General features: G+C 61.0%; 28 protein-coding genes and 1 tRNA gene. 19 read left to right on the top strand and 10 right to left on the bottom strand.

The features are described 5' to 3' along the window. Positions 1-2: 2 nt before the first annotated feature. Together AC4CWH_RS18470 and AC4CWH_RS18475 are read right to left on the bottom strand one after the other, a co-directional pair. Entirely contained in the window at positions 3-200 is a 198-nt protein-coding gene (locus AC4CWH_RS18470) for a twin transmembrane helix small protein (protein ID WP_491283507.1), read from the bottom strand. 29 nt (positions 201-229) lie between these two features. After that, the gene (locus tag AC4CWH_RS18475; protein ID WP_491319846.1) at positions 230-1,063 is read right to left on the bottom strand and encodes an SDR family oxidoreductase; all 834 of its coding nucleotides are present in this window, start codon (positions 1,061-1,063) and stop codon (positions 230-232) included. 80 nt (positions 1,064-1,143) lie between these two features. On the opposite strand from AC4CWH_RS18475, the gene AC4CWH_RS18480 reads away from it, so the two are divergent. Beyond that, entirely contained in the window at positions 1,144-2,094 is a 951-nt protein-coding gene (locus tag AC4CWH_RS18480) for a YihY/virulence factor BrkB family protein (RefSeq protein ID WP_491319847.1), read from the top strand. On the opposite strand, the gene gluQRS is transcribed toward AC4CWH_RS18480, so the two are convergent. After that, on the bottom strand, positions 2,059-2,940 hold the full coding sequence (gluQRS, locus tag AC4CWH_RS18485; RefSeq protein ID WP_491319848.1) for a tRNA glutamyl-Q(34) synthetase GluQRS: 882 nt from the start codon (positions 2,938-2,940) through the stop codon (positions 2,059-2,061). The genes AC4CWH_RS18480 and gluQRS overlap by 36 nt on opposite strands. 33 nt (positions 2,941-2,973) lie before the next feature. Between gluQRS and AC4CWH_RS18490 the strand changes: the two genes are divergently transcribed. Continuing rightward, a complete protein-coding gene (locus AC4CWH_RS18490; protein ID WP_491319849.1) occupies positions 2,974-3,615 on the top strand; it encodes a DNA-3-methyladenine glycosylase family protein in 642 nt (213 codons plus the stop codon). Positions 3,616-3,715: 100 nt separating this feature from the next. Next, positions 3,716-4,273 (top strand): HNH endonuclease, encoded by a 558-nt coding sequence (locus tag AC4CWH_RS18495; protein ID WP_491283513.1) that lies wholly within the window; start codon positions 3,716-3,718, stop codon positions 4,271-4,273. A gap of 22 nt (positions 4,274-4,295) precedes the next feature. On the opposite strand, the gene AC4CWH_RS18500 is transcribed toward AC4CWH_RS18495, so the two are convergent. Continuing rightward, on the bottom strand, positions 4,296-4,811 hold the full coding sequence (locus AC4CWH_RS18500; protein ID WP_491283514.1) for a disulfide bond formation protein B: 516 nt from the start codon (positions 4,809-4,811) through the stop codon (positions 4,296-4,298). A 192-nt stretch (positions 4,812-5,003) separates the two neighbouring features. On the opposite strand from AC4CWH_RS18500, the gene AC4CWH_RS18505 reads away from it, so the two are divergent. After that, a tRNA-Leu gene (locus AC4CWH_RS18505) sits at positions 5,004-5,088 on the top strand. Between the two features lie 164 nt (positions 5,089-5,252). On the opposite strand, the gene AC4CWH_RS18510 is transcribed toward AC4CWH_RS18505, so the two are convergent. From AC4CWH_RS18510 to secA, 4 genes are all read right to left on the bottom strand, one after another. Beyond that, entirely contained in the window at positions 5,253-5,459 is a 207-nt protein-coding gene (locus tag AC4CWH_RS18510) for a hypothetical protein (RefSeq protein ID WP_491283560.1), read from the bottom strand. Between the two features lie 191 nt (positions 5,460-5,650). Beyond that, complete coding sequence (locus tag AC4CWH_RS18515) at positions 5,651-6,913, bottom strand: GNAT family N-acetyltransferase (protein ID WP_491321477.1); 1,263 nt, start codon at positions 6,911-6,913, stop codon at positions 5,651-5,653. A 61-nt stretch (positions 6,914-6,974) separates the two neighbouring features. Beyond that, entirely contained in the window at positions 6,975-8,399 is a 1,425-nt protein-coding gene (locus AC4CWH_RS18520) for a lipopolysaccharide biosynthesis protein (protein WP_491319850.1), read from the bottom strand. A gap of 195 nt (positions 8,400-8,594) precedes the next feature. Further along, the gene (gene secA, locus AC4CWH_RS18525; protein ID WP_491319851.1) at positions 8,595-11,303 is read right to left on the bottom strand and encodes a preprotein translocase subunit SecA; all 2,709 of its coding nucleotides are present in this window, start codon (positions 11,301-11,303) and stop codon (positions 8,595-8,597) included. A gap of 261 nt (positions 11,304-11,564) precedes the next feature. Between secA and AC4CWH_RS18530 the strand changes: the two genes are divergently transcribed. From AC4CWH_RS18530 to AC4CWH_RS18555, 6 genes are all read left to right on the top strand, one after another. Then, positions 11,565-12,407, top strand: coding sequence for a peptidylprolyl isomerase (locus tag AC4CWH_RS18530; RefSeq protein WP_491319852.1), 843 nt, complete (start codon positions 11,565-11,567; stop codon positions 12,405-12,407). Between the two features lie 67 nt (positions 12,408-12,474). Next, positions 12,475-13,710: a bifunctional glutamate N-acetyltransferase/amino-acid acetyltransferase ArgJ gene (gene argJ, locus AC4CWH_RS18535; protein ID WP_491319853.1), complete on the top strand. Its 1,236-nt coding sequence runs from the start codon at positions 12,475-12,477 to the stop codon at positions 13,708-13,710. Further along, complete coding sequence (locus tag AC4CWH_RS18540) at positions 13,691-14,497, top strand: GNAT family N-acetyltransferase (RefSeq protein WP_491283565.1); 807 nt, start codon at positions 13,691-13,693, stop codon at positions 14,495-14,497. The genes argJ and AC4CWH_RS18540 overlap by 20 nt, the downstream gene beginning before the upstream one ends. After that, positions 14,494-14,922, top strand: coding sequence for an 8-oxo-dGTP diphosphatase MutT (gene mutT / locus AC4CWH_RS18545; RefSeq protein WP_491319854.1), 429 nt, complete (start codon positions 14,494-14,496; stop codon positions 14,920-14,922). The genes AC4CWH_RS18540 and mutT overlap by 4 nt, the downstream gene beginning before the upstream one ends. Before the next feature lie 293 nt (positions 14,923-15,215). Further along, positions 15,216-15,536, top strand: coding sequence for a hypothetical protein (locus AC4CWH_RS18550; RefSeq protein ID WP_491283567.1), 321 nt, complete (start codon positions 15,216-15,218; stop codon positions 15,534-15,536). A 66-nt stretch (positions 15,537-15,602) separates the two neighbouring features. Continuing rightward, positions 15,603-15,770 carry a Flp family type IVb pilin gene (locus AC4CWH_RS18555; protein WP_491319855.1) on the top strand — a complete coding sequence of 56 codons (168 nt, stop codon included), beginning with the start codon at positions 15,603-15,605 and terminating at the stop codon, positions 15,768-15,770. Positions 15,771-15,831: 61 nt separating this feature from the next. Here AC4CWH_RS18555 and AC4CWH_RS18560 read toward each other — a convergent pair whose 3' ends face one another. Further along, positions 15,832-16,710, bottom strand: a complete 879-nt coding sequence (locus tag AC4CWH_RS18560; RefSeq protein WP_491319856.1) for a methyltransferase domain-containing protein — start codon at positions 16,708-16,710, stop codon at positions 15,832-15,834. 97 nt (positions 16,711-16,807) lie between these two features. On the opposite strand from AC4CWH_RS18560, the gene AC4CWH_RS18565 reads away from it, so the two are divergent. From AC4CWH_RS18565 to AC4CWH_RS18580, 4 genes are read left to right on the top strand one after another with little or no spacing between them, the layout of a single operon-like run. After that, positions 16,808-17,584 carry a ComF family protein gene (locus AC4CWH_RS18565; RefSeq protein ID WP_491319857.1) on the top strand — a complete coding sequence of 259 codons (777 nt, stop codon included), beginning with the start codon at positions 16,808-16,810 and terminating at the stop codon, positions 17,582-17,584. Between the two features lie 49 nt (positions 17,585-17,633). Continuing rightward, positions 17,634-17,891: a glutaredoxin 3 gene (gene grxC, locus AC4CWH_RS18570; protein ID WP_210105686.1), complete on the top strand. Its 258-nt coding sequence runs from the start codon at positions 17,634-17,636 to the stop codon at positions 17,889-17,891. A gap of 8 nt (positions 17,892-17,899) precedes the next feature. After that, positions 17,900-18,766, top strand: coding sequence for a carbon-nitrogen hydrolase family protein (locus AC4CWH_RS18575; protein ID WP_491319858.1), 867 nt, complete (start codon positions 17,900-17,902; stop codon positions 18,764-18,766). Continuing rightward, positions 18,763-19,191, top strand: coding sequence for a DUF1178 family protein (locus AC4CWH_RS18580; RefSeq protein WP_491283573.1), 429 nt, complete (start codon positions 18,763-18,765; stop codon positions 19,189-19,191). Before AC4CWH_RS18575 ends, AC4CWH_RS18580 begins: the two co-directional genes overlap by 4 nt. Positions 19,192-19,231: 40 nt before the next feature. On the opposite strand, the gene ubiG is transcribed toward AC4CWH_RS18580, so the two are convergent. Next, entirely contained in the window at positions 19,232-19,978 is a 747-nt protein-coding gene (ubiG, locus tag AC4CWH_RS18585; protein ID WP_491319859.1) for a bifunctional 2-polyprenyl-6-hydroxyphenol methylase/3-demethylubiquinol 3-O-methyltransferase UbiG, read from the bottom strand. A gap of 201 nt (positions 19,979-20,179) precedes the next feature. Here ubiG and AC4CWH_RS18590 point away from each other — a divergent pair, with 201 nt between their 5' ends. The 5 genes from AC4CWH_RS18590 to prmC all read left to right on the top strand — a co-directional run bounded on the left by AC4CWH_RS18590 (position 20,180) and on the right by prmC (position 26,847). Continuing rightward, positions 20,180-21,022 (top strand): SH3 domain-containing protein, encoded by an 843-nt coding sequence (locus AC4CWH_RS18590; RefSeq protein WP_491319860.1) that lies wholly within the window; start codon positions 20,180-20,182, stop codon positions 21,020-21,022. 199 nt (positions 21,023-21,221) lie between these two features. Then, positions 21,222-22,496, top strand: a complete 1,275-nt coding sequence (locus AC4CWH_RS18595; protein ID WP_491283576.1) for an aspartate kinase — start codon at positions 21,222-21,224, stop codon at positions 22,494-22,496. A 90-nt stretch (positions 22,497-22,586) separates the two neighbouring features. Beyond that, positions 22,587-24,854, top strand: coding sequence for a phosphoenolpyruvate--protein phosphotransferase (ptsP, locus tag AC4CWH_RS18600; protein WP_491321478.1), 2,268 nt, complete (start codon positions 22,587-22,589; stop codon positions 24,852-24,854). 32 nt (positions 24,855-24,886) lie between these two features. Then, positions 24,887-25,969, top strand: a complete 1,083-nt coding sequence (gene prfA, locus AC4CWH_RS18605) for a peptide chain release factor 1 (RefSeq protein WP_491319861.1) — start codon at positions 24,887-24,889, stop codon at positions 25,967-25,969. After that, positions 25,966-26,847, top strand: a complete 882-nt coding sequence (gene prmC / locus AC4CWH_RS18610) for a peptide chain release factor N(5)-glutamine methyltransferase (RefSeq protein ID WP_491319862.1) — start codon at positions 25,966-25,968, stop codon at positions 26,845-26,847. The genes prfA and prmC overlap by 4 nt, the downstream gene beginning before the upstream one ends. The last annotated feature ends 58 nt before the right edge of the window (positions 26,848-26,905 follow it).

Genomic DNA, 26,905 nt, shown 5'->3' on the forward strand with positions numbered 1-26,905 from the left:
GATCAGCGTCCCCCGCCAGTGAGCCAAAGTGTGAGCATGATGAGGCCGATGGCGATGGCCTGCAGCAGCACGCGCAACTGCATCAGCTTGTTGGATTTGTTGCCGTCCGTGCCCTTCAGCATGTTGAAGAGCCCGCGGATCAGAACCAGAACCACAAGCCCCATCACGACGAGGGCCAGTATGGTGGTGAAACTGGACATGGGATGAATGCCTTTTCTAAAGGTAGGTGTCAGTCCAGCTTACGCAGCAGCCGGTAGAGCAGATCGGCGGGCAGCAGACGTTTCAGCAATGCTCCCTGTTTTGCCGGTTTAGTGACGAGATAATGCGGACGCGGGCGCTTGGCGGTCAAGGCATGAAGCAGAACCGTATAAACCGCCTCAGGCCCCAGTTTGTTTCGGTTCACCGGTCCGCTGCCATCGAGGCGCGCAAGCTGGCGGGTATATTCGGCGGCATGGGCGGAGTTTTCAATGTCGATATGTTCGCGCACGGCGGCAAGCGCATTGGCGGTGAACCTTGAGGCAATCGGCCCGGGCTCGATGAGGCTCACGAAAATCCCGGAGCCATCGAGTTCCATGCGCAGCGTTACGTTTAGCCCTTCGATGGCGTGTTTGGACGCGTTGTAGGCGCCGCGATAACGATAGGGCACAAGGCCGAGAATGGAGGAGCATTGCACGATGCGGCCATGGCCTTGCGCCCGCATCAGCGGAATGACCTGGCGCGTCAACTCGTGCCAGCCAAACACATTGGTTTCGAACTGCAGGCGCAGCACATCGGTGCTCAGATCCTCCACCGCGCCCGGCTGGCCATAGGCGCCGTTGTTGAACAGCGCATCCAGCCGCCCGCCGGTGCGCGTGATGACATCGGCCACCAGCGCATCGATCGTCTCCTGCTTGGTATAATCCATCAGGAAGGCCTCGATGCCCTCGGCTTCCAGCGCGTGAAGATCCTGCGGCTTGCGCACGGTTGCAAACACCCGCCAGCCATCGGCTTTTAAGGCGCGCGCGCAATGGGCGCCAATCCCGGATGAACATCCAGTGACGATAATGGTGCGCGCTTGCGACATTATTCCTCCCGACAGGCTCTCTCCCTGTACAATGCCTTTGCGTTTCCCATATTTGAGCGGACGTGACAACGGAGATCGCATTGGCCGAAGAACCGCCGAAACTTCGATGGTATCAGTTTTTCTACAAGGTCTTCTTCGACGCCTATGGTCATTTCAACGATGACGATGGCTGGGCGCTGGCAAGCCATGTCGCGCTGTCGGGGCTTCTGGCGCTGTTTCCGTTCCTGATTTTCGGCACCGCACTCGCCGGTTTCCTCGGCGCCAGCAGTTTTTCCGAAACGGCAGTGCATCTGCTGTTCGATACCTGGCCGACGGCAATCGCCGAGCCGCTGGCAGCTGAAATCCGCCGCGTGCTCGAAATTCCGCGCGGTGGCCTGCTGACGATTTCCGTGCTGGCTGCGGCCTATTTTGCCTCCAACGGCGTCGAGGCACTGCGCATTTCCTTGAACCGTGCCTATCGCGTGCCGGAAAACCGTCCCTGGTATGTGACCCGCCTTGCAAGCCTCGGGTATGTGATCGTCGCGGTGGTGATCTTTGCCGCAATCAGCATCGTGCTCGTGGCGCTGCCGATTGCGGTGCGTTTTGCCGGATCGCACATGCCCTGGCTGCGGGACGAACTGGCCAATATCTCGAGCTATGGCGTCATCGGCACCGTCATCGTGCTCGTGCTGGGCCTGATCGTCTGCCACAAATGGCTGCCGGCGGGTTCGCGGCGCCTCATCGACATCCTGCCGGGTATCGTGCTCACCATCCTCTGCTGGAGCGCCTTTGCGCTGATCTTTGCCTCTTATCTGGCAACCTTTGCCAATTACGCCGCGACCTATGCCGGCCTTGCCTCGGTCATGATCGTGCTGGTGTTTCTCTACATGGTCGGCGTCATCTTCATGCTGGGCGCCGAAGTGAACGCTGCGCTGATGAAATACCGCGTGCTGTCGGCGCTTTCCAAATCGCGGCTGATGGGCGGCAAGCGGCGCAAACGTGCACGCGAGGCTGCCTCAGAAGCCAAGCAGGCCGCGAATATCGGCCGGTGAATGGCCGGATGCCTTCAGCGCCGCAATCCCCGTCGACCCCTCGCTTTTCGACAGCTTGCGCCCATCTGGCCCCAGCACCAGCCGGTGATGGTGATAAAGCGGCTCCGGCAGGCCGAGCAGATGCTGCAGCAGGCGATGGACGGACGTCGCGTGAAAGAGATCTAGCCCGCGCACCACATGGGTGACCCCTTGCGCTGCATCGTCCACCACGACGGAGAGATGATAGCTGGATGGCGCATCCGAGCGTGACAGAACCACATCGCCCCAGGCTGCGGGATCGGCTGTCATCGTGCCCTGGCCCCCATCGCCTGTTTCCTGAAACGTGAGGGGCTTTGCCACCAGCGAAAGCGCCTTTTGCATATCGAGGCGCAGCGTGTGCCGCAGTCCGCTTTTCAACAGATGCGCCCGCTCGCGGCCATGCCTTTGCCGGTCGTCCGGCGGATAGAGCGGTGCGCCATCCGGGTCGCGGGGCCAGGCCTTGCCTTTTGCCTCTGCCGCTGCATGCTTTGCCTTCACTTCCCCGCGTGTGAGAAAGGCTGGATAGACAAGACCCAGTGCTTCAAGTCGCGACAGGGCCAGGTGATACTCGTCCAGATGCTGCGACTGGCGTCGCACCGGCGTTTCGAACTCAAGACCGAGCCAGGCGAGATCGCGAAAAATCTCGTCCTCGAATTCCGCCCGGCAGCGGGTCTGGTCAATATCCTCGATGCGCAGCAGCAGGCGGCCGCCTTCCTCCTTCGCCATCTGCTCGTTGGTGAGCACGGACAGCGCATGGCCAAGATGGAGGAAGCCGTTGGGGCTCGGGGCAAAACGGAAGACGGGATTTTGACGGGACGGGCTGTGCATGCTCTTTTCTACGACGACTTGGAGAAAATGACGATGGCGAAGATCAGGAGCGAAGCAGATATTGCAGAGGGGATTGTCGCTCTCTGCCGGCTCGATCCCTGCCTTCGCGATGTGGTGGACGCGGCAGGCCCGGTGCCGCTGCGTCTTGCCGAGCCGGGTTTTCAGGGGCTTGCCCATATCGTCGTGTCGCAGATGGTCTCCAAGGCCAGTGCATCTGCCATCTGGCGGCGCATCGAGGCGCAAGGGCCGGTTGATGCGGCCGGATATCTTGCCCATGGACCAGCGGTTGTGGCGGGCTTCGGTCTGTCGCGCGCAAAGGCAAAGACCCTCGAAACACTTGCCCGCGCCGTGATCGAGGGCCGGCTTGATCTTGAAGCGCTGGCAGGGCTGGAAGACGACGAAATCCAGGCAAGGCTCGTAGCGCTTCCCGGCATCGGCCCCTGGACGGCGGAAGTCTACCGGATGTTCTGCCTCGGCAGCCCGGATATCTTTCCGGCGGGCGATGTGGCACTTCGCGCAGCCGTCGGCCATGCCTTCCACTGGCCGCAGCGGCCGACGGCGCAGGACGTTGCCGCGCGAGCATTACGCTGGAGCCCCTGGCGCGCCGTGGCCGCCCGTCTGTTCTGGGCCTATTACGCCCGCGTGATGCGCCGCGACGTGCTGCCGCTTGGATGATTCGCTGCGATGTCGACTGCGGCATCAAGGGGGCTTCACATTCCTGTAACAACAGACCTAATATAGAAGGGACATAAGCCGAATCGGTGAGGAGCGTCCGTTGACGATTGCAGTCTCCCCGCAGGCCCTGCCGGCGCTCGTCTTGAACGCTGACTACCGGCCGCTGAGTTATTACCCCTTGTCGCTCTGGTCCTGGCAGGACGCGATCAAGGCGGTCTTCCTTGACCGTGTGAACATCATCGCGGAATACGATCACTCGGTCTCTTCGCCCACCTTCTCCATGCGCTTGCCAAGCGTCGTCAGCCTGAAGACCTATATCCAGCCGACCCGAAACCCGGCCTTCACCCGCTTCAACGTGTTTTTGCGCGACCGGTTCGAGTGCCAGTATTGCGGCTCCCACGAGGATCTGACCTTCGATCACGTGATCCCGCGTGCCCATGGCGGCGAAACCACCTGGGAAAACGTCGTGGCGGCCTGCTCGCCGTGCAATCTGCGCAAGGGCAGCAAATTGCCCAAGCAGGCGGGCATGCATCCGGCGCAAAGACCTTATCAGCCGACGGTGCAGGACCTGCACAACAATGGCCGGCTGTTTCCGCCGAACTATCTGCACGAAAGCTGGATGGACTATCTCTACTGGGATACCGAACTTCAGCCTTAAGCTTTTTGGACGGGAAAAAGTCCTAGGCGCGGCGCGTAAAAGCGCCCTTGAAGGCGATGGCGGCAAGGATCACGCTTGCAATCACGTTCCAGCCGGCAAAGGACAGGCCGAGTACGCGCAGTGCCGCTTCCGTGCAGGAAGGTCCATGCACGGTGTTGATGTCCGACAGCAGGTTGCCGGCATTGGTGGTCAGCCCGTTGGCGCTGGTCGAGCAGGTGGCAGGCCCCGCCCAGAAGCCCCATTCGACGCCTGCATGATAGACGCCGATGCCGGCGCCGATCAGCATCATGATGCCGATCAGGCCGAGAAGGCCGCGGGTGACTGCCGGTGGCAGGCGAAAGGCAGCTGTTGCAAGCGCCCCGAGCGCCACCGGAATGGCCCAGTAATAAGGTTCGCGCTGCAGAAGGCAGAGTGCGCAAGGGATATAGCCGCCGATATGCTGGAAACCGAGAGCGGTTCCCACAGTTGCCGTCATGCCGAGCGCCAGCGCCAGCGAATATTTGATCAGCGGCGAGCGATGTCGGTCAGCGGAAAGCATGGGGTTTCTCCTTGGGGAAGCGGTCAACGACCTGCTCTAGAGGGCTGCCTTGCATCTGTAAATGCGCCTCACCGCACCGCTACCCCTTGCCGCAGCCAAATTTCCGTGACTTCGCGCGATATGGTCCCGACGCCGTTGCAGCGCTTGCGCAGGCCGCCAAGGCTGTGCTAGATGCCTGCCACCACTTTCGATGCCCCGTTGGCGGAATTGGTAGACGCGCCTGACTCAAAATCAGGTTCCGAGAGGAGTGCTGGTTCGATTCCGGCACGGGGCACCACTTTACGAATTCGACTTTGTTTTCGTTGTGGAATGTTGGCCTTTTCCCGCACTCGAATTGAGGTGAGGGAAAGGCAGATCTTGATCTGCACCGCGCTTAAACCGATTTGTCGGCAGATCATCCTGTTACGTCCGGCCCCAGTTCAAGGCCGTGAAAATATCTCATTATCTTCCGTGCTGCGGCCCCAGAAGTTTCTGCCTGACCTGTTCGGCAGCGCCGCGCACGTAGAACTGGAAGTGGCTGCCGTTATGGGGGATGGCAAGGGCAACGACCGTGACCTGATCCTCGAAACGGGCGACATAGACCACGTGCTGCGGGTTGATGTAGATCTGCTGGTCATGGGTGTTTTTAAAGCTGATCAGGTCCATCATTGTCTATCCTCGAAGCGGGGGCATAGGCTTTCTGCAGAACCGATGCCATGCGCTTCCTTGTGCGGACCATGCCGGCGTGGGCGACAGAAAGCAGGTGTGCGGTTGCGTAGGCCGGCTGTCGGGCATTTCGATATCAAAACGACCTGCAAAAACCGTTAAAGTGCATGGGATCAGGCGCCAAGGGCGGGGCATCATTCCTCGCGGACCCGCAGCCGCAGGATCTTTTCGCGCAGCAGGCGGGCCATGTTGCGGGTGTTGCGATAGAGATGAAGCTGGGTCGCCACCTGGCGTGTGTCGCGGTCCAGGCTTTCCTGCAGGCCGATGACCAGCGTGCCCATGGTTTCGCGTTCGCGCCAGAAACGGCTCATGATCGGATGGTCGAAGGCAGCGCAGCTGTCGGAACGGGTAATGTTGGCATCGTCCAGATGCCATTCGGTGAGCTTCATCATCAACAGCTTGCCCGGCGAGAAGCCTGCATAGGCTTCGTCATAGGCCGTCTTCCAGGTATAGGCTTCGCCGGCCATGATGAAGACGATGAGCGAGGCGATCGCGCGGCCATCGAGATTGAGCGTGTGAATGCGCACCCCGTCGACTTCGGCCAGGTTGCCGATCGCCTCGCGGGCGAAGGCTGCATGGTAGCGGTCGTTGATCAGGGCCGAACGCTTCTTTCCCTTCCAGCCGCGCGCCTCAAGCGCCAGGAATTCTTCCGTGCGGCGGCGGATATCGGCGGGCTGGCGGGCGACATCATGGGTGAGGGTGCCAGATGCTTCAAGCCTGCGCCACTGGCGGCGCATGTCGCGCAGGTGATGGGCAGACAGCGATTGCCTGAGATAAGTTTCCCCATCGAGGCTGCTGTGCAGGATCGGGCGCTGATAGGTGCCGGTGACGGAAACCGGCAGGTTGCGACCGACCGCGACGGCGCGGATCAGCTGGGAAAATCGGCCGGAAAGCCTGAGATCCGGCAGAACCAGGACCTTGGGCAAAGAGGTTTGCCGGTCTCCCAGCGCCTCCAGGAGGTTATCAAGCGTTTCGGCTGCGTCCTCGGCGTCCACCAGGGGTGTGCCAAGCGGCCCATACGGGTTTGACCACGCCCGAAGAATTGGCGCGCCGAGCGCAAAGCCGGGTTTTTCGACGGAAAAAGGCATGAGCAAGCGCATGCGGCTGGAGCGCTCGGTCTCGTCGCGGATCAGCGCCAGCTGCACCTTGCGGTCTTCGATCCGCGGCATGGCCGGCGCCAGCACGCGTCCGGCAAAGAAGATGTTCGGTTCCATGACGCGGTTGGAGAGAAAATCGAGTTCCTCCTCCAGGTCGTAGCCCATGGCTCCGGGATAGATGGCAAGCGTGCGGCCCGGCCGGCCGGTGGCAATGGTGAGCGGTGCGACGGGGCTTGCCGGCCGTTGTCGCGAAACAGCCGCCGCGGGTGCTTCGGTCGATAGACGCGTGGGTGCTGGCATGTCGAAGCGGGGTGACTGGACCTGTGCCGCCTGGGCAAACGGTTTCGTCATCGGCGGATGTTCAGTCATGACCGTCCGGCCTTTCATCTGAAATAGCGGGGCACGGCCGCGCAAACGCGAAAATGACAATGCCGAGGGTGCGGCGAACAGCGATATGCAGCAGCACCGCTTCGAGCGTCATGGCAGACGCCGTGGCGATTGCGGCACCCATCAGGCCGAGGTGAGGAATGAGAACGATATTGAGGGCAATGCTGGCAGAGAGCACACAGGCATAAAGCGCCACGCAGAGCGTTTGCCGGCCTGCCATGTTGAGGAGCACTTCGCCGGGGCCGACGGAGGCCTTTGCCAGAATGCCGGCCAGCAGCACCAGCATCAACGGATAGCCCTCGGTAAAGGCTGGCCCGAACAGCGACAGCAGCAGATGCCCGAGTGCTGCGACCCCAAGGCCGACGGCAAGCGATGGCCAGAAACTCCAGCGGGCAGACTTTCCGGCAAAGACGGCAAGCCCGGTTCTGTCGCCGCCGGCCATGATGGCGGCAAAACCGGGGGCGGCGGCGGCCTTCACCGAAAAATAGACGAATTGCACCAATGCGATGGTTTTTGCCGCCGCGTAATAGACCGCCACCTGGTCCGGCGGCAGGTAAAGGCCGACGACCACGACATCGGAATTGGTGAGCAGGAAGCCGATGCCATCCACGAGAAAGAGGGGAAGTGCAAAGCGCGTCCAGGGGCGGATGTCGAAGGCAAGGCCACCGGGGCCGAGGTGGCGGCGCAGGCGCCAGGTAACGCGGATGAACTGGAAGAGCGTGGTGAGATAGGTGGCGGCAAGGGCTGCCGTCATCGCGGTGGTTGCGGTGCGCGGTTCGTCAAGCTGGATGGCAAGCAACATCAGGACAAGGATCAGCAGCGGGCGGATGAGATAGGTCGGGCTGAGCGCCGTAACCGCCCAGCCATTGGCACGGGCTGTGCCTTCCAGAACATCGCCAAGCGCGATCATGGGCAGGGTGAACAGGCCGAGAAACACCGGCACGCGCCAGTAATCGGCCACCGCTTCTTCAAAAAGCCCAAGGAAGGCAAAACCGACGCCCGCAAGCAGGCTTGCCGACAACAGGGCAAACACCCGCGCCGTCCAGTTGAGGCCGCGCACCAGATCATCCTCGCCCCGCGCCTGATGCTGCGGCAGAAAACGGATGACGGTGGTGTGGAAGCCGAGGCAGGAGAGATTGCCGAACACCACGACCAGAACCCAGACGAAGGCGAAGATGCCGTAATCGAACTCGCCCATCAGGCGCGCCATGACGATCTGTGCGACAAAGGCGATGGCCGCGCTGAGAACCCGGATGGCAAAGGCAATGATCGCCATGCGCTGGGCGCGTGCGGTCTCATCGCTGCCGGCAAGGATCGGTTCGAGCCCGCGCAGCAACGGTGACAGCCGCGTCTTCACGCTGAGCGGCAGCAATTTCTGCGCTGTGTCGATAACCGTCATGAAGGGCACGTTCTGCTGGGGCAAGGATCCAGCCCCGATCATGCGGTCTTTACTGTTAAGAAACGATTGCGGCGGAGGCTCACCGGCATGGGATGTGCGGGTTTTCTCCTGCCATAACGCCAAAGGCCGCCCTTGCGGAGCGGCCTTTGTTTTGTGCGAATCATGCCTTGAAGGGCTGTGCTTCATGCCTGCCGATCAGGCGATCAGCGCCCCATGGCAGTGTTTGAACTTCTTGCCGGAGCCGCAGGGGCAAAGTTCATTGCGGCCGATACGGCCCCAGGTGGCGGGATCGTTCGGATCGCGGTCCTCGGGTGCTGCAAACGGCAGGAGGGCAGCGGTCGCAAACTCATCCTCGCCGGTGGTGGCGTCGAGATGGTGCGCCTGCATGACCGGCGGTGGCTCCGGTGCCTGTGGTGCGTCGCGCATCAGTTCGACGCGCATCAGCTGGGAGGTTGCAGCTTCGCGCATATTGGCAAGCAGCGCCTGGAACAGCTCGAAGGCTTCCGCCTTGTATTCCTGCAGCGGATCGCGCTGGGCATAACCACGGAAACCGACGACGGACCGCAGGTGGTCGAGGTTGACGATATGCTCGCGCCACAGGTGATCCAGCGTCTGGAGCAGCACGGAGCGCTCGACATAGGTCATGATTTCCTGGCCGAAGCGTTCGGTACGATCCTTGGCGGCGGCATCGGCTGCTGCAAGCACGCGCTCGCGAATATCGTCTTCGGCAATGCCTTCTTCCTGTACCCAGTCATGGATCGGCAGGTCGAGGTTGAGGAGGCGTTCGACGCCTTCCTTCAGGCCATTGGCATCCCACTGCTCGGCATAGGCGCGCTCGGGGATATGCTTGGTCACCAGCATGTCGATGACTTCATGGCGCATGTCGGTGACGGTTTCGGTCAGATCCGGCGCGTCCATCAGTTCGATGCGCTGTTCGAAGATCACCTTGCGCTGGTCGTTGGTAACGTCGTCATATTTCAGAAGGTTCTTGCGGGTGTCGAAGTTGCGGGCTTCGACCTTCTTTTGCGCGCGCTCCAGCGCCTTGTTGATCCAGGGATGGACGATGGCCTCGCCCTCCTTGAGACCCAGTTTCTGCAGCATCGAATCCATGCGGTCGGATCCGAAAATGCGCATCAGGTCATCCTGCAGCGATAGGTAGAATTTGGAGCGGCCCGGGTCGCCCTGGCGGCCGGAACGACCACGCAGCTGGTTGTCGATACGTCGGCTTTCATGGCGTTCGGTGGCAATCACGTAAAGGCCGCCGGCCTCCAGCGCCTTGGCCTTCAGTTGCTTCACTTCCTCGCGGATCGCCGCTTCCTTGGCATCGCGTTCCGGGCCGGGCTCCATGCCCTCCAGTTCACGCTCCAGGCGCATGTCGATATTGCCGCCGAGCTGGATGTCGGTGCCGCGGCCGGCCATGTTGGTGGCAATCGTCACGCCGCCGGGCACGCCGGCCTGGGAGACGATATAGGCTTCCTGCTCGTGGTAACGGGCGTTCAGCACGTGGAAATTCTCAAACCCATCCTGGCGCAGCATGGTGGCCAGAAGTTCGGATTTTTCGATGGAGGTGGTGCCGACGAGAACCGGCTGGTTGCGCGCATGCGCCGCCTTGATCTCCTCGATGATCGCCTTGAACTTTTCCTCGCCGGTCCGGTAGACCTCGTCATCCTCGTCGATACGCTGGATCGGCAGGTTGGTCGGCACTTCCACGACGTCGAGGCCGTAGATGTTGGAAAATTCTTCCGCTTCCGTCGAGGCCGTACCGGTCATGCCGGCAAGCTTTTCGTACATGCGGAAATAGTTCTGGAAGGTGATCGAGGAGAGCGTCTGGTTCTCCGGCTGGATCTGCACCTTTTCCTTGGCTTCCAGCGCCTGGTGCTGGCCTTCGGAATACCGGCGGCCCGGCATCATGCGGCCGGTGAATTCGTCGATGATGACGATCTCGTTGTTGCGGACGATGTAGTCCTTGTCGCGCTGGAACAGCTTGTGGGCCTTCAGCGCATTGTTGATGTGGTGGACGATCGCGACATTCTCGACGTCGTAGAGCGATTCACCCTTCAGAAGCCCTGCCTCACGCAGCAGGTTTTCCAGCTTCTCGGTGCCTGCTTCGGAGAAGTTGGCCGAGCGCTGCTTTTCATCGATCTCGTAATCGTCGGGCGTCAGAGCCGGGATGAAGGCGTCGATGGTGTTGTAGAGGTCCGAGCGATCATCCAGCGGGCCGGAAATGATCAGCGGCGTGCGGGCTTCGTCCACCAGGATCGAGTCGACTTCATCGACGATCGCGTAGTTGTGGCCGCGCTGAACCATCTGGCCGCGGTCGTATTTCATGTTGTCGCGCAGATAATCGAAGCCAAGCTCGTTATTCGTCGCATAGGTGATATCGCAGCCGTAAGCGGCGCGGCGCTGGTCGTCATCGAGGCCATGCATGATGACGCCGGTGGTGAGCCCGAGGAAGCTGTAGAGCTTGCTCATGATGGCGGCGTCGCGGCTGGCGAGATAGTCGTTGACGGTGACGACATGGACGCCCTTGCCGGAGAGCGCATTGAGGTAGACCGGAAGCGTTCCCACCAGCGTCTTGCCTTCGCCGGTCTTCATTTCGGCGATCGCGCCGTCATTCAGGATCATGCCGCCGGTGAGCTGTACGTCGAAGGGGCGCATGCCGAGAACGCGGCGCGAAGCCTCGCGCACCACGGCAAAAGCCGGCACGACCAGGTCGTCCAGCGTCTTGCCGTTAGCCAGCTGTTCGCGGAACTCTATGGTTTTCGCGGCAAGTTGCTCATCGGAGAGTGCCTTGGTCTGTTCTTCCAGCGCACCGATGGCTTCGATGCGGGAACGATAGGCACGGACGCGGCGCTCATTGGCCGAACCGAAAAACTTGCGGGCTATCCCACCGAAGCTGACCATTCGAGTGGTCCTTTCCAAACTGATGTGGCATCCCTTAAAGCATCTTCCGGCAGGTGGTTTTGCACTGTCTGTGCGACAGGCAAAATACAAACACCGGCCCGGAAACTCTTCTGGACGCGAAGTAGCGTGACAGATAAGAGGGGGGTCGAATGATGTCAACGGCTCCCGCCGTTACAGAATGGCCACAATCCGGTGTTTCTGACAGTGTTCCGGCCGGTCTCGACATCCGGGGCCGGTGCCCAATTCGAAAGGTAGTTTCTTATGTTTCGCCATAAATTCCTCGCGACTGCCGCTGTGGCCGTGGCCGTCTTTTTCCAGGCGCCCGCCTTTGCACAGGACGATGCCCTGGTCGCCAAGGTCGGCGGCGTGGAAATCCATCAGTCGGAACTCGACGCGGCCATCGCCAATCTGAGCCAGCAGTACCAGCAGATGCCGGATGATCAGAAGAAGGTCGCAGCACTGTCGCAGATCATCGACATCAAGCTTGTTTCGAAGAAGGCTGAAGAAGCCGGCCTGCAGAACAGCGACGACTTCAAGAAGCGCATGGCCTTCCTGCAGGAACGCGAACTGCACAATGCCTACCTGCGCCAGCAGTTCGAAATGCTGAAGCCGGAAGAGGTCAAGGCCCGCTACGACAAGGAAGTCGCAGCCATGCCGAAGGAAGAGGAAATCCACGCCCGCCACATCCTGGTGAAGACCGAGGACGAAGCCAAGGCGATCATCAAGCAGCTTGATGAAGGCAAGGATTTCACCGAACTCGCCAAGGAAAAGTCGGAAGACACCAGCAAGTCCGACGGTGGCGATCTCGGTTATTTCACCAAGGGCCGTATGGTTCCGGAATTCGAAGAAGCCGCCTTTGCGCTTGAAAAGGGCACCTACACGAAGACGCCGGTAAAGTCGCAGTTCGGCTTCCACGTCATCAAGGTGGAAGACAAGCGTGATGCGCAGCCGCCGGCATTCGACCAGGTCGAGCCGCAGGTTCGCCAGATCGTCATGCAGGAGAAATATTCTGCCATTATCGATGCGGCCAAGGCCGACCAGAAGGTCGAGATTGTCGACGAAACCCTGCGTAAGGGTTATGAAGACATGACCAAGGGCGAATAAGCCGCTTTCGATATTTCATCAACCGGCCCGCATTTGCGGGCCTTTTCTTGTCTGGGTCTTGAAGCACATGTCCGCAACCGTTTCTCCCCTTGCTCCCAAATCCTATCCCGACATGCCGGCCATCAAGGGCCTGCGCATGGCAACGGCTGCTGCCGGCATAAAGTACAAGAACCGCACCGATGTGCTGCTGATGGTGTTTGATGAACCGGCGTCCGTTGCGGGCGTATTCACCCGCTCGAAATGCCCCTCGGCACCGGTGGATTTTTGCCGTGCCAACCTTGGTAACGGCCGCGCCCGCGCGGTTGTGGTTAATTCCGGCAATGCCAACGCCTTTACCGGCGTGAAGGGCCGGGCATCGACGGAGTTGACGGCAAAATCGGCTTCCGAGGCGGTCGGTTGCGATGTCGGCGAAGTCTATCTTGCCTCGACCGGCGTGATCGGCGAGCCGCTGGATGCGACGAAATTTGCAGGCGTTCTGGGTGACATGCACGGCGCTGCCACCGGCAGCTTCTGGCTGGAAGCGGCCAAGGCCATCATGACGACCGACACCTATCCGAAGGTTGCCACCCGCACCGCAGAGATTGGCGGCGTGACCGTCACCATCAACGGCATTGCCAAGGGCGCGGGCATGATCGCGCCTGATATGGCGACCATGCTGTCCTTTGTCGCAACCGATGCGGATATCGCGCCGGACGCTCTGCAGGCGCTGCTGTCGGCAGGCGTCGGCGCCACCTTCAACTCGGTGACCGTCGATAGCGATACGTCCACCTCCGATACGCTGCTTCTCTTTGCAACGGGCAAGGCGGACGGTCAGGTGCGGGTGGAAACAGCAGATGATCCGCGCATCGACGGATTTCGTGCGGTCCTCAACGATCTCCTGAAGGATCTGGCTCTGCAGGTCGTGCGCGACGGCGAAGGTGCCCGCAAGATGGTGGAAGTCACCGTGACCGGTGCCGAAACCGATGTTGCCGCCAAGCGCATCGCGCTCTCCATCGCCAATTCTCCGCTGGTCAAGACGGCGGTGGCCGGCGAAGATGCCAATTGGGGCCGTGTTGTCATGGCCGTTGGCAAGTCCGGCGAGATGGCGGACCGCGACCGATTGGCGATCTGGTTCGGCGATGTCAGGGTGGCTGTCGACGGCGAACGCGATCCTTCCTATTCGGAAGCGGCGGCAACGGCTGTCATGCAGCAGGAGGATATCGTCATCCGTGCAGATATCGGCCTTGGCCATGGCACCGCAACGGTCTGGACATGTGACCTCACCAAGGAATATGTCGCCATCAATGGCGACTACCGGAGCTGAACTTTTGATGCAGGCAATTTCTCCCCACGGCAATCTTCCGCTCGTCCGGCGTCTCGAAGCTGTCGGCTTCCGCGCCTGGCCGGCGGCCTCCGTGGTCTATGACGGCAGTTGGCAGGTGCGGTTGACGGGCGGGCATCCATCCAAGCGGCTGAACTGCCTGGTGCCGCTTGATCCGTCCGACCACCGTGACGTGGAACTGCGCATCGAAAAGGCCCGCAAGCGCTTCGAGCATTATGGCCGTACGCTTCTCGTGCGCGAGACGCCGCTTTCGCCAAAGCCATTGCTCGAAACGCTTGCCGCCGATGGCTGGGCGCCGTTCGAGACGGTGAGCGTCATGGTGGCGGATCTGGCCGGGCTTGAACTGCCCGATACGCTCGGTCATCTGCCGAGCCATGATATCGGTCGTTATATCGATGCCTCGCTTGCCGTACATGGCGAAGATCAATCGCTGAAGCCGGCGATGGCCGAAATCCTGTCTGCCATCAAGCCGGCCACCGGCCTGTTCATTGCGGAAAATCCCGGCGAAGGCCCGGTTGCCGTGACGCTTTGCGTACAGGATGCCGATCTTGCCGGCATCCTCTCCTTTGCGGTTGCCGCCGATCGCAGGCGACAGGGGGCAGGCACCGAAATGCTGACGGCCGCCCTGCGATGGGCCCGTATCAGCGGCGCTCGCACCGCCTGGCTTCAGGTGCATGTGGACAATATTCCGGCGCTTGCGCTCTATTCCCGCTTCGGCTTCACCGAGGCTTACCAGTATCGCTACTGGCGCCAGGAGACCGGCGCATGAGCGAAACTAACGAGACGGCAAAGCCGCGCCCCATCCTTCTGGTTGCCGCCTGCGCGCTCATCGATACGGATGGCCGCATTCTTCTGGCGCAGCGCCCCGAAGGCAAGAGCCTTGCCGGCCTCTGGGAATTTCCCGGCGGCAAGGTGGAGCCCGGCGAGACGCCGGAGGAAACGCTGGTGCGCGAGCTGAACGAAGAACTCGGCATTGTCACACGCGTCGCGTGCCTGGCGCCGCTGACCTTTGCCAGCCACACCTATGAGACGTTTCACCTGCTGATGCCGCTGTACGTCTGCCGTCGTTACGAGGGTATTCCGTCAGGTCGGGAAGGGCAGGCACTGAAATGGGTTCGGCCTGCAGCGCTGCGCGATTATCCCATGCCGCCGGCGGACGAGCCGCTGATCCCTTTCCTTCAGGATCTGCTCTGACAGTCTGTCCCATAATTCCCTCTGGCGGGCTGCAAATGGCGATGTCTGCGCTTCCGGTGCTCAGGTACCAAATGTACGCTCCGCTCCGGTTCTCGACATCACCATTTTCGCCGCACCAAAGAGAATTCTTGAACAAACTGTGAGTGCTTGGGCAACGGGCGCAAAAAGTCGGTGTGTTGATTTATCCACAGCTTTCATAATTCGGCGGCGATGAATGAATCGACGTTAACAGATCCTTTAGCCGAAGGGTGCAATATGCAGCTTCGATAAAGTAATTGCGTAACGAGGCTCTCATGGATGAGGAATTCTGGAAGACTGTTCGTGCCCAGCAAAGGGTCACGGTCAGATCAGGCAGAACCGGCGTTCTGAACATCGCCCTGCTGTTCGGCACGGCAGCGATCGCGCTATCGTTGATCGTCACGCCGATGCTGGTGAAGCGGACGGACACGCGCCATCTGGCCAATGTCCAGCAGGAAATCGATCTCCTGACCACCGGTTCGATCAAGCCGGATGAGACGGGTACCAAACATTATACGATCCGTCGCAGCGTGCTGCAGCAGACGCCGGGTTCGGTCTGCGTCACGCAGGGTTATGACGGCGAAACCACCTGCTGAGACGGGTGCGGTAACCTGCAAGTAAGATGCCAGTGTTATGCCTTCGGGTTAAGACCCGGAGGCAGCATGGCGACCTTGCGAAAATTCTTCGTTGATAATCACGGTGCGACAGCGGTGGAATACGGTTTGATCCTCGCCATTCTGTCTGCGGCAGTGGTGGCGGGCTTTGGCTCCTTCACGGGCGCCCTGCAGGACATGCTTGCTAGCCTTGCTGCCGTGTTTTCCGCCGCCTGATAATCCTGCCCGGCACCGGTGACCGCAAAGGCGATAAGGCACCGAAAATCTTCACACGGCTTTATTCCGGATCCTTGGGTACGCGCAGCGCATCGGCCAGCCGCATCTTGGCAGATCCTGGCTTCAACGGTTTCTGCTGGCTTTCATGCGGCGCCCAGCCGGACGTGTAGACAATGGTGAAGGTGGCGCGGATGCGCCCGTCCGGATCGGAATAACGCTCCGCGTAAATTTCCGCTGCCCGCACAAAAAACGCCCGCGTCAGCGGTGTTCTGCTGCGCCCGGCAAGCGGATTTCCCATGCCCATGGCGCGCAGATCCCGCATCAGGTGAAACAGTGTGTCGTAGCGCACTGTGTAGGTTTCCGCATCGATGACCGGCAGCGCAAAGCCCGCCCGCTGCATGAGGGCGCCGATGTCGCGCACGTCGGAAAACGGAATGACGCGGGGGCTTGCGCCGCCAAACAGTTCGGCTTCCGCCGCCAGAAGCACGTCGCGCAGTTCAGACAGCGTGCCGGCACCGGGAATGGCGGCCATGAACAGACCATCCGGCTTCAGCGCCCGGCGGATGCGGATCAACATGCCCGGCGTATCATTGGTGAGATGCAGCGATAGTGGTGAGAGGACGAGATTGACCGACTGGTCTGCCAGCGGCATGTCCTCAAGGCCGGCCGTGGAAATGGCCTCTCCGGCCTTGGCAAAAACCGCGCTGGTCTCGATGCGCGAGAGGTGGCCGATCTTGCCGGTTTGCAACGCGGCCCGCGCGGCATTGCCGCCGCCGCCATGCAGTTCCACCGCTTCCTCGAAATGGCGTTCCACCACACTCAGCCGCTCGGCAAGTTCATTGGCGGCGATGTCGAGCAGGAAATCGGTTCCTGCAACGGCCCTTGCCATGGCGCGTTCGCGCCGTGCGGTTACCAATGGCAGGTCGAAGAGGATGTCCATGCTGTGCGTCCAAAATCGTTGAGGGCAGGTGTCGGTCAGGCGGCGACCTCTACATTTTCGTGTCGCATGGGCGCTGACGAGCCGCTAATGTCAAGACATGGTGGACGAGGCGGAGAAAATCGAGGGCGTCACGCGATGGTTTTCGCCGCGCCTTTTGCTGCGGCCAGTGCTCGATCTGGTCTATCCCCCCTGTTGTGCCGCCTGCGGTGTGCGGACCGCCGGTCATTATGGCCTCTGCGGGGCGTGCTGGGGCCGCATGCGGTTTATTGAAAAACCCTATTGCGAAATTCTGGGCATTCCCTTCGCCCATGATCCGGGGGAGGGCATGGTCTCGGCGCTTGCCATTGCCGAGCCGCCGATCTTCGACCGGCTGCGGGCTGTGGCGCTGCATGAGGGGGCCGCGCGCACGCTGGTTCATGGCCTCAAATACCGCGACCGCACGGATCTCGCGCCAATGATGGCAGCCTGGATGGCACGGGCGGCCGGAGAGCATTTGACGCTTTGCGATGCCATCATCCCGGTGCCCTTGCACTGGACGCGGCTGATGCAGCGGCGGTTCAACCAGGCAGCGGAACTTGGCCGCCATCTGGCGCACGTCAGCCACCGCCCGCTTCTCACCCGCGCCCTGATGCGCCGAAAGCGCACCAGCCGGCAGGTGGGATTGTCCGCACGCGGCCGCGAGGAGAATGTGCGGGCCGCCTTTCGCGTGGTGAAGGGCGAGGAACATCAGGTTTTCGGCAAGCGGCTGGTGCTGGTGGACGACGTGTTTACCACCGGTGCCACCGTGTCGTCTGCCGCGCGTGCGCTGAAGCGGGCAGGGGCCGCCGACGTCACGGTTTTGACCTTTGCAATGGCGCTGGCCGAGCCTATATGACGGACAGCATCAAGATTACGCGATAGCGTTTCCTCTCACGGAGATCATCATGGCAGACGTCGTCATCTACACCCGCCAGATGTGCGGTTATTGCGCCCGCGCCAAGGCTTTGCTGCAGTCGAAGGGCGTGAATTTTACCGAACATGACGCCACCTTTTCGCAGGAACTGCGCCAGGAGATGATCCAGAAGGCCAATGGCGGCTCAACCTTCCCGCAGATCTTCATCGACGGCCGGCATGTCGGCGGTTGCGACGATCTGCACGCGCTCGACCGTGATGGCAAGCTCGATCCGCTTCTGGCTGCATAAGGTGTAAGATGACGGTCAAGGTCGCAGCCATCCAGATGTGTTCCGGCGTCGATCCGCAGAAGAATGCGGACGACATGGCCCGCCTCGTGCGCGAGGCGGCAGGCCAGGGTGCCGTTTATGTCCAGACCCCGGAAATGACCGGCGCGCTGCAGAAGAACCGCGCCGAACTGCGCGCCATCCTGCGCGGCGAAGATAGTGACCTCATCGTTTCGCGCGCAGCAGAGCTTGCACGCGACCTCAAGATCCATGTCCATGTCGGCTCCACCGCCATTGCGCGCGGCGCCGGCGACGACAAGATCGCCAATCGCGGTTTCCTGTTTGCGCCGGATGGCGCGCGCATCTGTTCCTACGACAAGATCCACATGTTCGACGTCGATCTCGACAATGGCGAAAGCTGGCGTGAAAGTGCCGCCTATCAGCCGGGTACGGAGGCGCGTGTCGCCGATCTCGGATTTGCGAAACTGGGTTTTGCCATCTGCTACGACGTGCGTTTCCCGCAGCTGTTTCGTGCCGAAGCCGTCGCCGGGGCCGAAATCCTGACGGTTCCGGCCGCTTTTACGCGCCAGACCGGCGAGGCGCATTGGGAAATTCTGCTGAGGGCCCGCGCCATCGAAAACGGCGCCTTCCTGATTGCCGCCGCGCAAGGCGGCGTTCACGAGGATGGCCGGGAAACCTATGGCCATTCGATGATCATTGATCCCTGGGGGCGCGTGCTGGCATCGGCCGGGGGTGCCGGCGAAGCCGTGGTTATGGCCGAACTGGACATGGCAGCCGCAAAGGCCGCCCGGGCAAAAATACCGAACCTGAAGAATGCGCGTGACTTCACGCTTGCCACATCGCAAGCCGTGGCGCCGGCTGGAGGCGAGGCGGCGTGATCCGTTATTCCCTCATCTGCGACAACGCCCATTCCTTCGAAGGGTGGTTCTCGCAAGGGGCCGATTTCGACCGGCAGGTGGAAAGCGGTTTTCTCACCTGCCCGGTCTGCGGCTCGTCGGCCATTTCAAAAAGCCTGATGGCGCCGTCTGTCTCCACCGCACGCGACAAGGAAGCCCGCCAGCAGGTGGCGATGGATGTGGCGCGCCAGGAAACCATCGTCAAATTGAAGGAGATGGTGGCCACCATCAAGGCGAACGCCGAGGATGTCGGCGAGCGTTTTCCCGAAGAGGCGCGAAAAATCCATTACGGCGAAGCCGATGCCCGCGGCATCATGGGAAAAGCAAGCCTTGCCGAGGTCAAAGACCTGATCGAGGAAGGCATCGAGATTGCCCCCCTGCCGGTTCTGCCCGACGATACGAACTAGGCCGACGGCATATCCGAAGGCGCGCCTGCAGGCTGTTTGCTCAGCCCTCGCGCCTCGCCAGCATCATGTAATTCACGTCCATGTCCTTCGACAGGTTCCAGCGATCCTGCAGCACGTTGTAGAATACGCCGGTGCGGTGGGTGATGGTCAGGCCGGAGGCGCTGAGCGGACGCTCGATTTCTTCAGGACGCACCAGCTTTTCATATTGATGCGTGCCCTTCGGCAGCCAGCGCAGGATGTTTTCCGCGGCAAAGATGGCCAGCGCATTGGCTTTCATCGTGCGGTTGATGGTGGCGATGAACATCAGGCCGCCGGGACGCAGCATCGAGGCGCAGGTGGTCATGAACAGGTTCACGTCTGCCACATGCTCCACCACTTCCATGTTGAGGATCACGTCGAAGGTTTCGCCCGCCGCCGCCAGCTTTTCGGCGGTTTCTGCACGGTAATCGACGGTGACGCCGCTTTCGGTGGCATGGGTCTGGGCAATGCGGATGTTCTTTTCCGAGGGGTCAGCACCGATGACCGTCGCGCCCATGCGGGCCATCGGCTCCGACAAAAGCCCGCCGCCGCAGCCGATATCAAGAAAACGCAGACCCTCGAAGGGACGGTTGCTTTTGGGCTCACGGCCGAAATTTTCGCAGACGCGGTCGCGGATATAGGCAAGCCGCACCGGGTTGAACTTGTGCAGCGGCTTGAATTTTCCCGTCGGGCTCCACCATTCCGCAGCCATGGCGGAAAAGCGGTCCACTTCAGCCTGGTCAATCGTCGTTGCGGATGCTTCGGTCATGGTGCAGCTCCCTGTCATTCTCGTCTGAAGTCGGTCCGCCGGCAGCTCTTGTCAAGTCCGCCGGAATGTCGCAGCGGTTGAAAGGGCGGCGGATAACGCACGGGCGAGCATCTCGACATTAAAAAAACAAATTCCGGACGACCTGCTGGCAACAGAAGGGACGTTTGCGCCGAGCATAAAGAATTCCCAAGGAGGAAACCAGTGAAACGTCATATTTACAAAGCTTTGGCGGTGGGGGCGTTGTTGGCCTTTCCCAGCCTTGCATCTGCTGCCACGCAAGGTTTTGCCACGGCAAATGTCAACATGCGCTCCGGCCCGAGCACCCGTTATCCGGCTGTGGTGGTTATCCCGGTCGGCGCGCCGATCAGCATCAATGGTTGCCTCGATACGGTCAACTGGTGTGATGTCTCGTTTGCGCGCGGCCGCGGCTGGGTGTCGGGCAATTACATCCAGACGACCTATCGCCAGAACCGCGTTTATGTCGACCGCCAATATTACCGTCCGCTCGGCATTCCGACGATCACCTTTGACGTCGATACCTACTGGCGGCGTTATTACAGCGGTCGTGATTTCTACCGCGAGCGTGACCGCTGGCGCGGCTGGGATTATCGTCGCGATACCCCGCCACCGCCGCCGCCCCGTTATGACAGTCGCCGTGATGATCCGATCCGCGACCCCAACCGCTATCGGGAAGACGGCCGTTATCGCTACGAAGACCGCAACGGCATGAACGACCGCTATCGCTACGATGACGGCAATCGCCGCGATGACAGAAACAGACCGGACGACCGCAATCGCTATGATGGCCGCCCCGGTTCTGATGGTCGTGACGGCAGCCGCAACTGGGATGGTGACCGCCGTGATCGTGGTGATGGCTGGCGTCCCGATGACAACCGACGCCCCGATGACAGCAGGCGTCAAGACCAGGCACAGCCGGTCCCCGACGGCTATCAGAACCGGGATCGCCAGCGGGGCCCCCAGGGCAGCTGGGTTCCCTCCGACCGCTGCACGCAGGAAAACCCGTGCCCGCTGCCGGGCCAGTAAGTTCTTCAATGACCAACCAATGGAAACGCGGCGCCGAAAGGTGCCGCGTTTGCGCGTTGTAGGCCACCTCTTGCCCATTGCACCGTGGAACCCTTTTCGCTAAGAGGACGCCGCAAGCCTTTACCCCCGTGGCAAAAGGCTTTTCAATTTTAAGCCGCGCCTTGTGTGTTCAAGCGCGATAAGGTGGTTTTGGTCGGATATGGCTCGCATTGTCATGAAGTTCGGCGGCACGTCGGTCGCCAATCTCGAACGCATCCATAATGTGGCGCGCCATGTGAAACGCGAGGTCGATGCCGGCCATGAAGTGGCTGTGGTCGTCTCGGCCATGTCCGGCAAGACCAATGAACTGGTTGGCTGGGTGCAGGACATGCCGAAGGTCGCAGGCGCCACCTCGCCCTTCTACGATGCGCGGGAATATGATGCCGTCGTCGCCTCCGGCGAACAGGTGACATCAGGCATTCTGGCCATCGCGCTGCAATCCATGGGCATTAATGCCCGCTCCTGGCAGGGCTGGCAGATCCCGATCCGCACCGACAATACCCATGGCGCTGCCCGCATCGTGGATATCGACGGAACCGAGCTTGTTCGCCGCATGGGCGAGGGGCAGGTGGCTGTCGTCGCCGGCTTCCAGGGCATCGGCCCTGATAACCGCATTGCAACGCTCGGCCGTGGCGGTTCCGATACATCTGCCGTGGCGATTGCAGCTGCCGTCAAGGCTGATCGCTGCGACATCTACACCGACGTGGACGGCGTCTACACGACCGATCCGCGCATCGTGCCCAAGGCACGCCGCATGAAGAAGATCTCGTTCGAGGAAATGCTGGAAATGGCATCCCTCGGCGCCAAGGTGCTGCAGGTTCGCTCCGTGGAGCTTGCCATGGTTCACAAGGTGCGCACCTTCGTTCGCTCCAGTTTCGAGGATCCCGATGCGCCGGGCATGGGTGACCTCATCAATCCGCCCGGCACGTTGATTTGCGACGAGGAAGAAATCGTGGAACAGGAAGTCGTTACCGGCATCGCCTATGCCAAGGATGAAGCGCAGATTTCGCTGCGTCGCCTCGCCGACCGGCCGGGCGTTTCAGCAGCCATTTTTGGGCCGCTGGCCGAGGCGCATATTAATGTCGATATGATCGTGCAGAACATCTCGGAAGATGGCTCGCGCACCGACATGACCTTCACCGTGCCGTTCGGCGATGTCGAAAAGGCCATGAAGGTTCTGGAAGACAACAAGGCCAAGATCGGCTTCGACGTGGTGCAGAACGAGACGGGCCTGTGCAAAGTCTCGGTTGTGGGCATCGGCATGCGCAGCCACGCCGGTGTGGCTGCGACTGCGTTCAAGGCACTTGCCGAAAAAAGCATCAACATCAAGGCGATCACCACCTCGGAAATCAAGATTTCCATCCTGATTGACGGTGCTTATTCCGAACTCGCAGTTCGGACTTTGCATTCTGCTTACGGTCTCGATAAGAGTTGATCTTGAACCGGTTGGTTGTGCCGCCTCAAACTTGAGTCGCCACGCCATCTTCCGGATGGGACAGAGCCGAATTCGGGAGCGAACATGCCGATGAGAGACCTGTCGGCGGGCCCGCGCGTCCTGCTGAAGAGACTGCGGGAATTGATGGCCGAGCCGCTGGAGCCGCAGGAGCGGCTTGACCGGATCGTGCGCCAGATCGCCAGCAACATGGTGGCGGAGGTTTGCTCCGTCTACGTGTTGCGATCCGATGGCGTGCTCGAGCTTTACGCCACCGAAGGTCTCAACAAGGATTCGGTGCATCTGGCCCAGCTGAAAATGGGGCAGGGCCTTGTCGGCACGATTGCCGCGTCCGCCCAGCCGCTGAACCTCTCCGATGCGCAGGCGCATCCGGCCTTCCGTTATCTGCCTGAAACCGGTGAAGAAATTTACCACTCCTTCCTCGGCGTGCCGATTTTGCGCGCCGGTCGCACTTTGGGCGTGCTCGTCGTCCAGAACAAGGCGCAGCGCAATTACCGCGAAGACGAGGTCGAGGCGCTTGAAACCACCGCTATGGTGATCGCCGAGATGATTGCGACCGGAGAACTGAAGAAAATCACCCAGCCGGGGCTGGAACTCGATCTGACGCGCGCCATCACCATCGAGGCGGACGGTTATAACGAGGGCATCGGCCTTGGCCATGTGGTTCTGCACGAACCGCGTATCGTCGTCACGAACCTCCTGAACGAGGATGCCGACAAGGAAATCGTGCGACTGGTTGAGGCGATCGGTTCGCTGCGTCTGTCGATCGACGACATGCTGTCGCGCCGCGAAGTGTCCCAGGAGGGCGAGCACCGCGAAGTTCTCGAAACCTACCGCATGTTTGCCCATGACCAGGGCTGGGTGCGGCGCATGGAAGAGGCGATCCGCAACGGGCTCACGGCAGAAGCGGCCGTCGAAAAGGTGCAGAGCGACACCAAGGCGCGCATGATGCGCCTCACCGACCCTTATCTGCGCGAGCGGATGCATGATTTTGATGATCTGGCCAACCGGCTGCTGCGCCAGTTGACCGGTTTTTCCGGACGCGCCTTCGATGAGGGGTTCCCGACCGATGCGGTGATCTTTGCCCGCGCCATGGGAGCGGCCGAACTTCTCGATTATCCGCGGATGAATATTCGCGGCCTCGTGCTGGAAGATGGCGCAGTGACCAGCCATGTGGTGATTGTTGCGCGTGCCATGGGCATTCCGGTGGTCGGTCAGGCGGCCGGCATCGTGGCGCTTGCAGAAAACGGTGATTCCATCATCATCGATGGTGATGACGGGCAGGTGCACCTGCGCCCGATGGCCGATCTGGTGAAGGCCTACGAGGAAAAGGTAAAACTGCGCGCCCGCCGGCAGGAGCAGTTCCGTGCTCTGCGCGACGTGGATTCGGTGACCAAGGACGGCCAGCGCATCAGCCTTATGATGAATGCCGGCCTGATGGTGGATCTGCCGCAATTGGCCGAATCCGGCGCGGAAGGCATTGGCCTGTTCCGCACCGAACTGCAGTTCATGATTGCCTCGACGATGCCGAAGCTCGAGGAGCAGGAGGCGTTCTACCGCAACGTTTTGCGTCAGGCGGCCGGTCATCCGGTGACGTTCCGCACGCTCGATATCGGCGGCGACAAGGTGGTCTCCTATTTCCGCAACCAGGAAGAGGAAAACCCGGCGCTCGGCTGGCGTGCGATCCGCCTGTCGCTCGATCGGCCAGGCCTGTTGCGCACCCAGCTTCGCGCGCTGTTGCGCGCCTCCGCCGGCGCCGAGCTGAAAATGATGCTGCCGATGGTGACGGAAGTGTCGGAAATCCGCGCCGTGCGCGATCTGATGCAGAAGGAAGTGCAGTATCTCTCGAAGTTCGGCCATCCGCTGCCGCGCAAGCTGCAGTTTGGCGCCATGCTGGAAGTGCCCTCGCTGATGTGGCAGCTGGATGAACTGATGGCGCATGTCGATTTCGTGTCTGTCGGCTCCAACGATCTTTTCCAGTTCTCGATGGCGGCAGACCGCGGCAATGCCCGCGTGTCTGATCGTTTCGACATGCTCGGCAAGCCGTTCCTGCGTATCCTGCGCGACATCGTGCGTGCCGCCGAGCGCAACAAGACGCCGCTGACGCTGTGCGGTGAAATGGCGGGCAAACCCCTGTCTGCCATGGCCCTGATCGGCGTCGGCTTCCGTGCGGTCTCCATGGCGCCAACGGCAATCGGTCCGGTGAAGGCCATGCTGCTGGGGCTCGATGCGGCCCAGCTCGGCATGGAACTCAACGCTGCGCTTGATGATACGCGCTCCATCACGCCGGTGCGCGAACTTCTTGTGGCGTTTGCGGCCGCGCACAATATTCCCGTCTAGAACAACAACAAGAACAACCGGAGTGTAAGACGGTGGCGAAGCTTCCTGTCGAAAAGATGCGTGAACTGGAACGCCGTTTCGGTGAGATCGAAGCGCGCATGTCCGAAGGGCCGGCGGCTGATGTTTACGTAAAGCTGGCGTCTGAATATTCCGAGCTTCAGCCTGTTGTGGGCAAGATCCGCGAATATGAAAAGGCAATCGCCGAAGAGGCGGATCTTCGGGCGCTGCTGGCGGACAAGGCGACCGATCGCGACATGCGCGAGCTTGCCGAAACCGAGCTTCCGGATGCGATGGAGCGCATCGAGGCGCTGGAAAAGGACATGCAGATCCTGCTTCTGCCGAAGGATGCTGCCGACGAGAAAAGCGCCATTGTGGAAATCCGCGCCGGCACCGGCGGATCGGAAGCCGCCCTTTTTGCCGGCGACCTGTTTCGCATGTATGAACGTTTTTCAGCCACCAAGGGCTGGAAGGTGGAGGTTCTCTCGGCAAGCGAGGGCGAAGCCGGCGGTTACAAGGAAATCATCGCGACGGTGACCGGGCGCGGTGTGTTCTCCAAGCTGAAGTTCGAATCCGGCGTCCACCGCGTGCAGCGCGTGCCGGAAACCGAAGCAAGCGGCCGTATCCATACCTCCGCCGCAACCGTTGCCGTTCTGCCGGAAGCCGAGGAGATCGATATCGAGGTGCGCGCCGAAGATATCCGCATCGATACGATGCGCTCGTCGGGTGCCGGCGGCCAGCACGTCAACACCACCGATTCGGCGGTGCGCATCACCCATCTGCCGACCGGGCTTGTCGTCACCAGTTCTGAAAAATCGCAGCACCAGAACCGGGCAAAAGCCATGCAGGTTCTGCGCTCGCGTCTTTATGACATGGAACGCCAGAAGGCCGACAGTGAACGGTCCGCCGACCGCAAGAGCCAGGTCGGTTCCGGCGACCGGTCTGAGCGTATCCGCACCTATAATTTTCCGCAGGGGCGCGTCACCGACCACCGCATCAACCTGACGCTCTACAAGCTGGACCGCATGATGATTGGGGAAATCGACGAAGTCGTTGATGCGCTGATTTCCGATTATCAGGCAGGCCAGCTGGCGCAGCTTGGCGAGCCGCAGCCGTGACCCGCACCCTTGCCGCAGCACTTGCCGAGGCGCGCGCGCAGCTTTCCGCTGCCAGCCTTGGCGATGCGGCAACGGATGCCCGCGTCCTGATCTGCGGCCTTTTCGATCTGACATCGAAGGATCTTGTGCTACGCGGCGACCGCGTGCTTTCAGGCGAGGAGATGGCGAGGCTTGACGCAGCGCTTGCGCGCCGTATGGCACACGAACCGGTTCATCGTATTCTGGGGCAACGCGATTTCCATGGTGTGCGCCTGCTTCTGTCGAAAGACACGCTGGAGCCACGCCCGGATACCGAAATTCTGGTCGAGGCGATGCTTGTGCCTCTGAAGAGGTTTATCGAGACCAAAGGCTCGGCACGCCTTCTCGATCTCGGCACGGGAACCGGTGCGATTGCGATTGCGCTCCTGAAGGAAGTGCCCGAACTTCTGGCGGTCGGCGCCGATATTGCGGCCGGTGCCCTTGAAACAGCACGCCGCAATGCCGACCTCAACGGGGTGGGCGACCGGTTCATGGCTGTGGAAAGCCACTGGTTCGACAAGATCGAGGGATTGTTTGACATAATCGTGTCAAATCCCCCCTATATCAACAGTGATGTCATTGCCGAACTTGAGCCCGATGTTCGAAACTTCGATCCGATGCTCGCATTGGATGGAGGCGCTGACGGGCTTAATGCCTACAGGGCCATTGCCGAAGGCATCGGCAACTTTCTAGGGGCAGACGGTGTGGTCGGCCTGGAGATCGGCTTCGATCAGAAGTCTTCCGTCTCCGCCTTGTTTGCAGCGCATGATTATACTTTGATCGAGGCGCTTTCCGACTATGGCGGCAATGATCGCGCATTGGTTTTTGCGCGGGAAAACCGTTATCCTGCCGGGCCTTAAGCTCCTTTTGCAGACGCGAAAGAAAAGGCTTGGAATTGGAGATGAAGCGGGATAGGTT

This window comes from Neorhizobium sp. PAMB6716, from assembly GCF_058242805.1.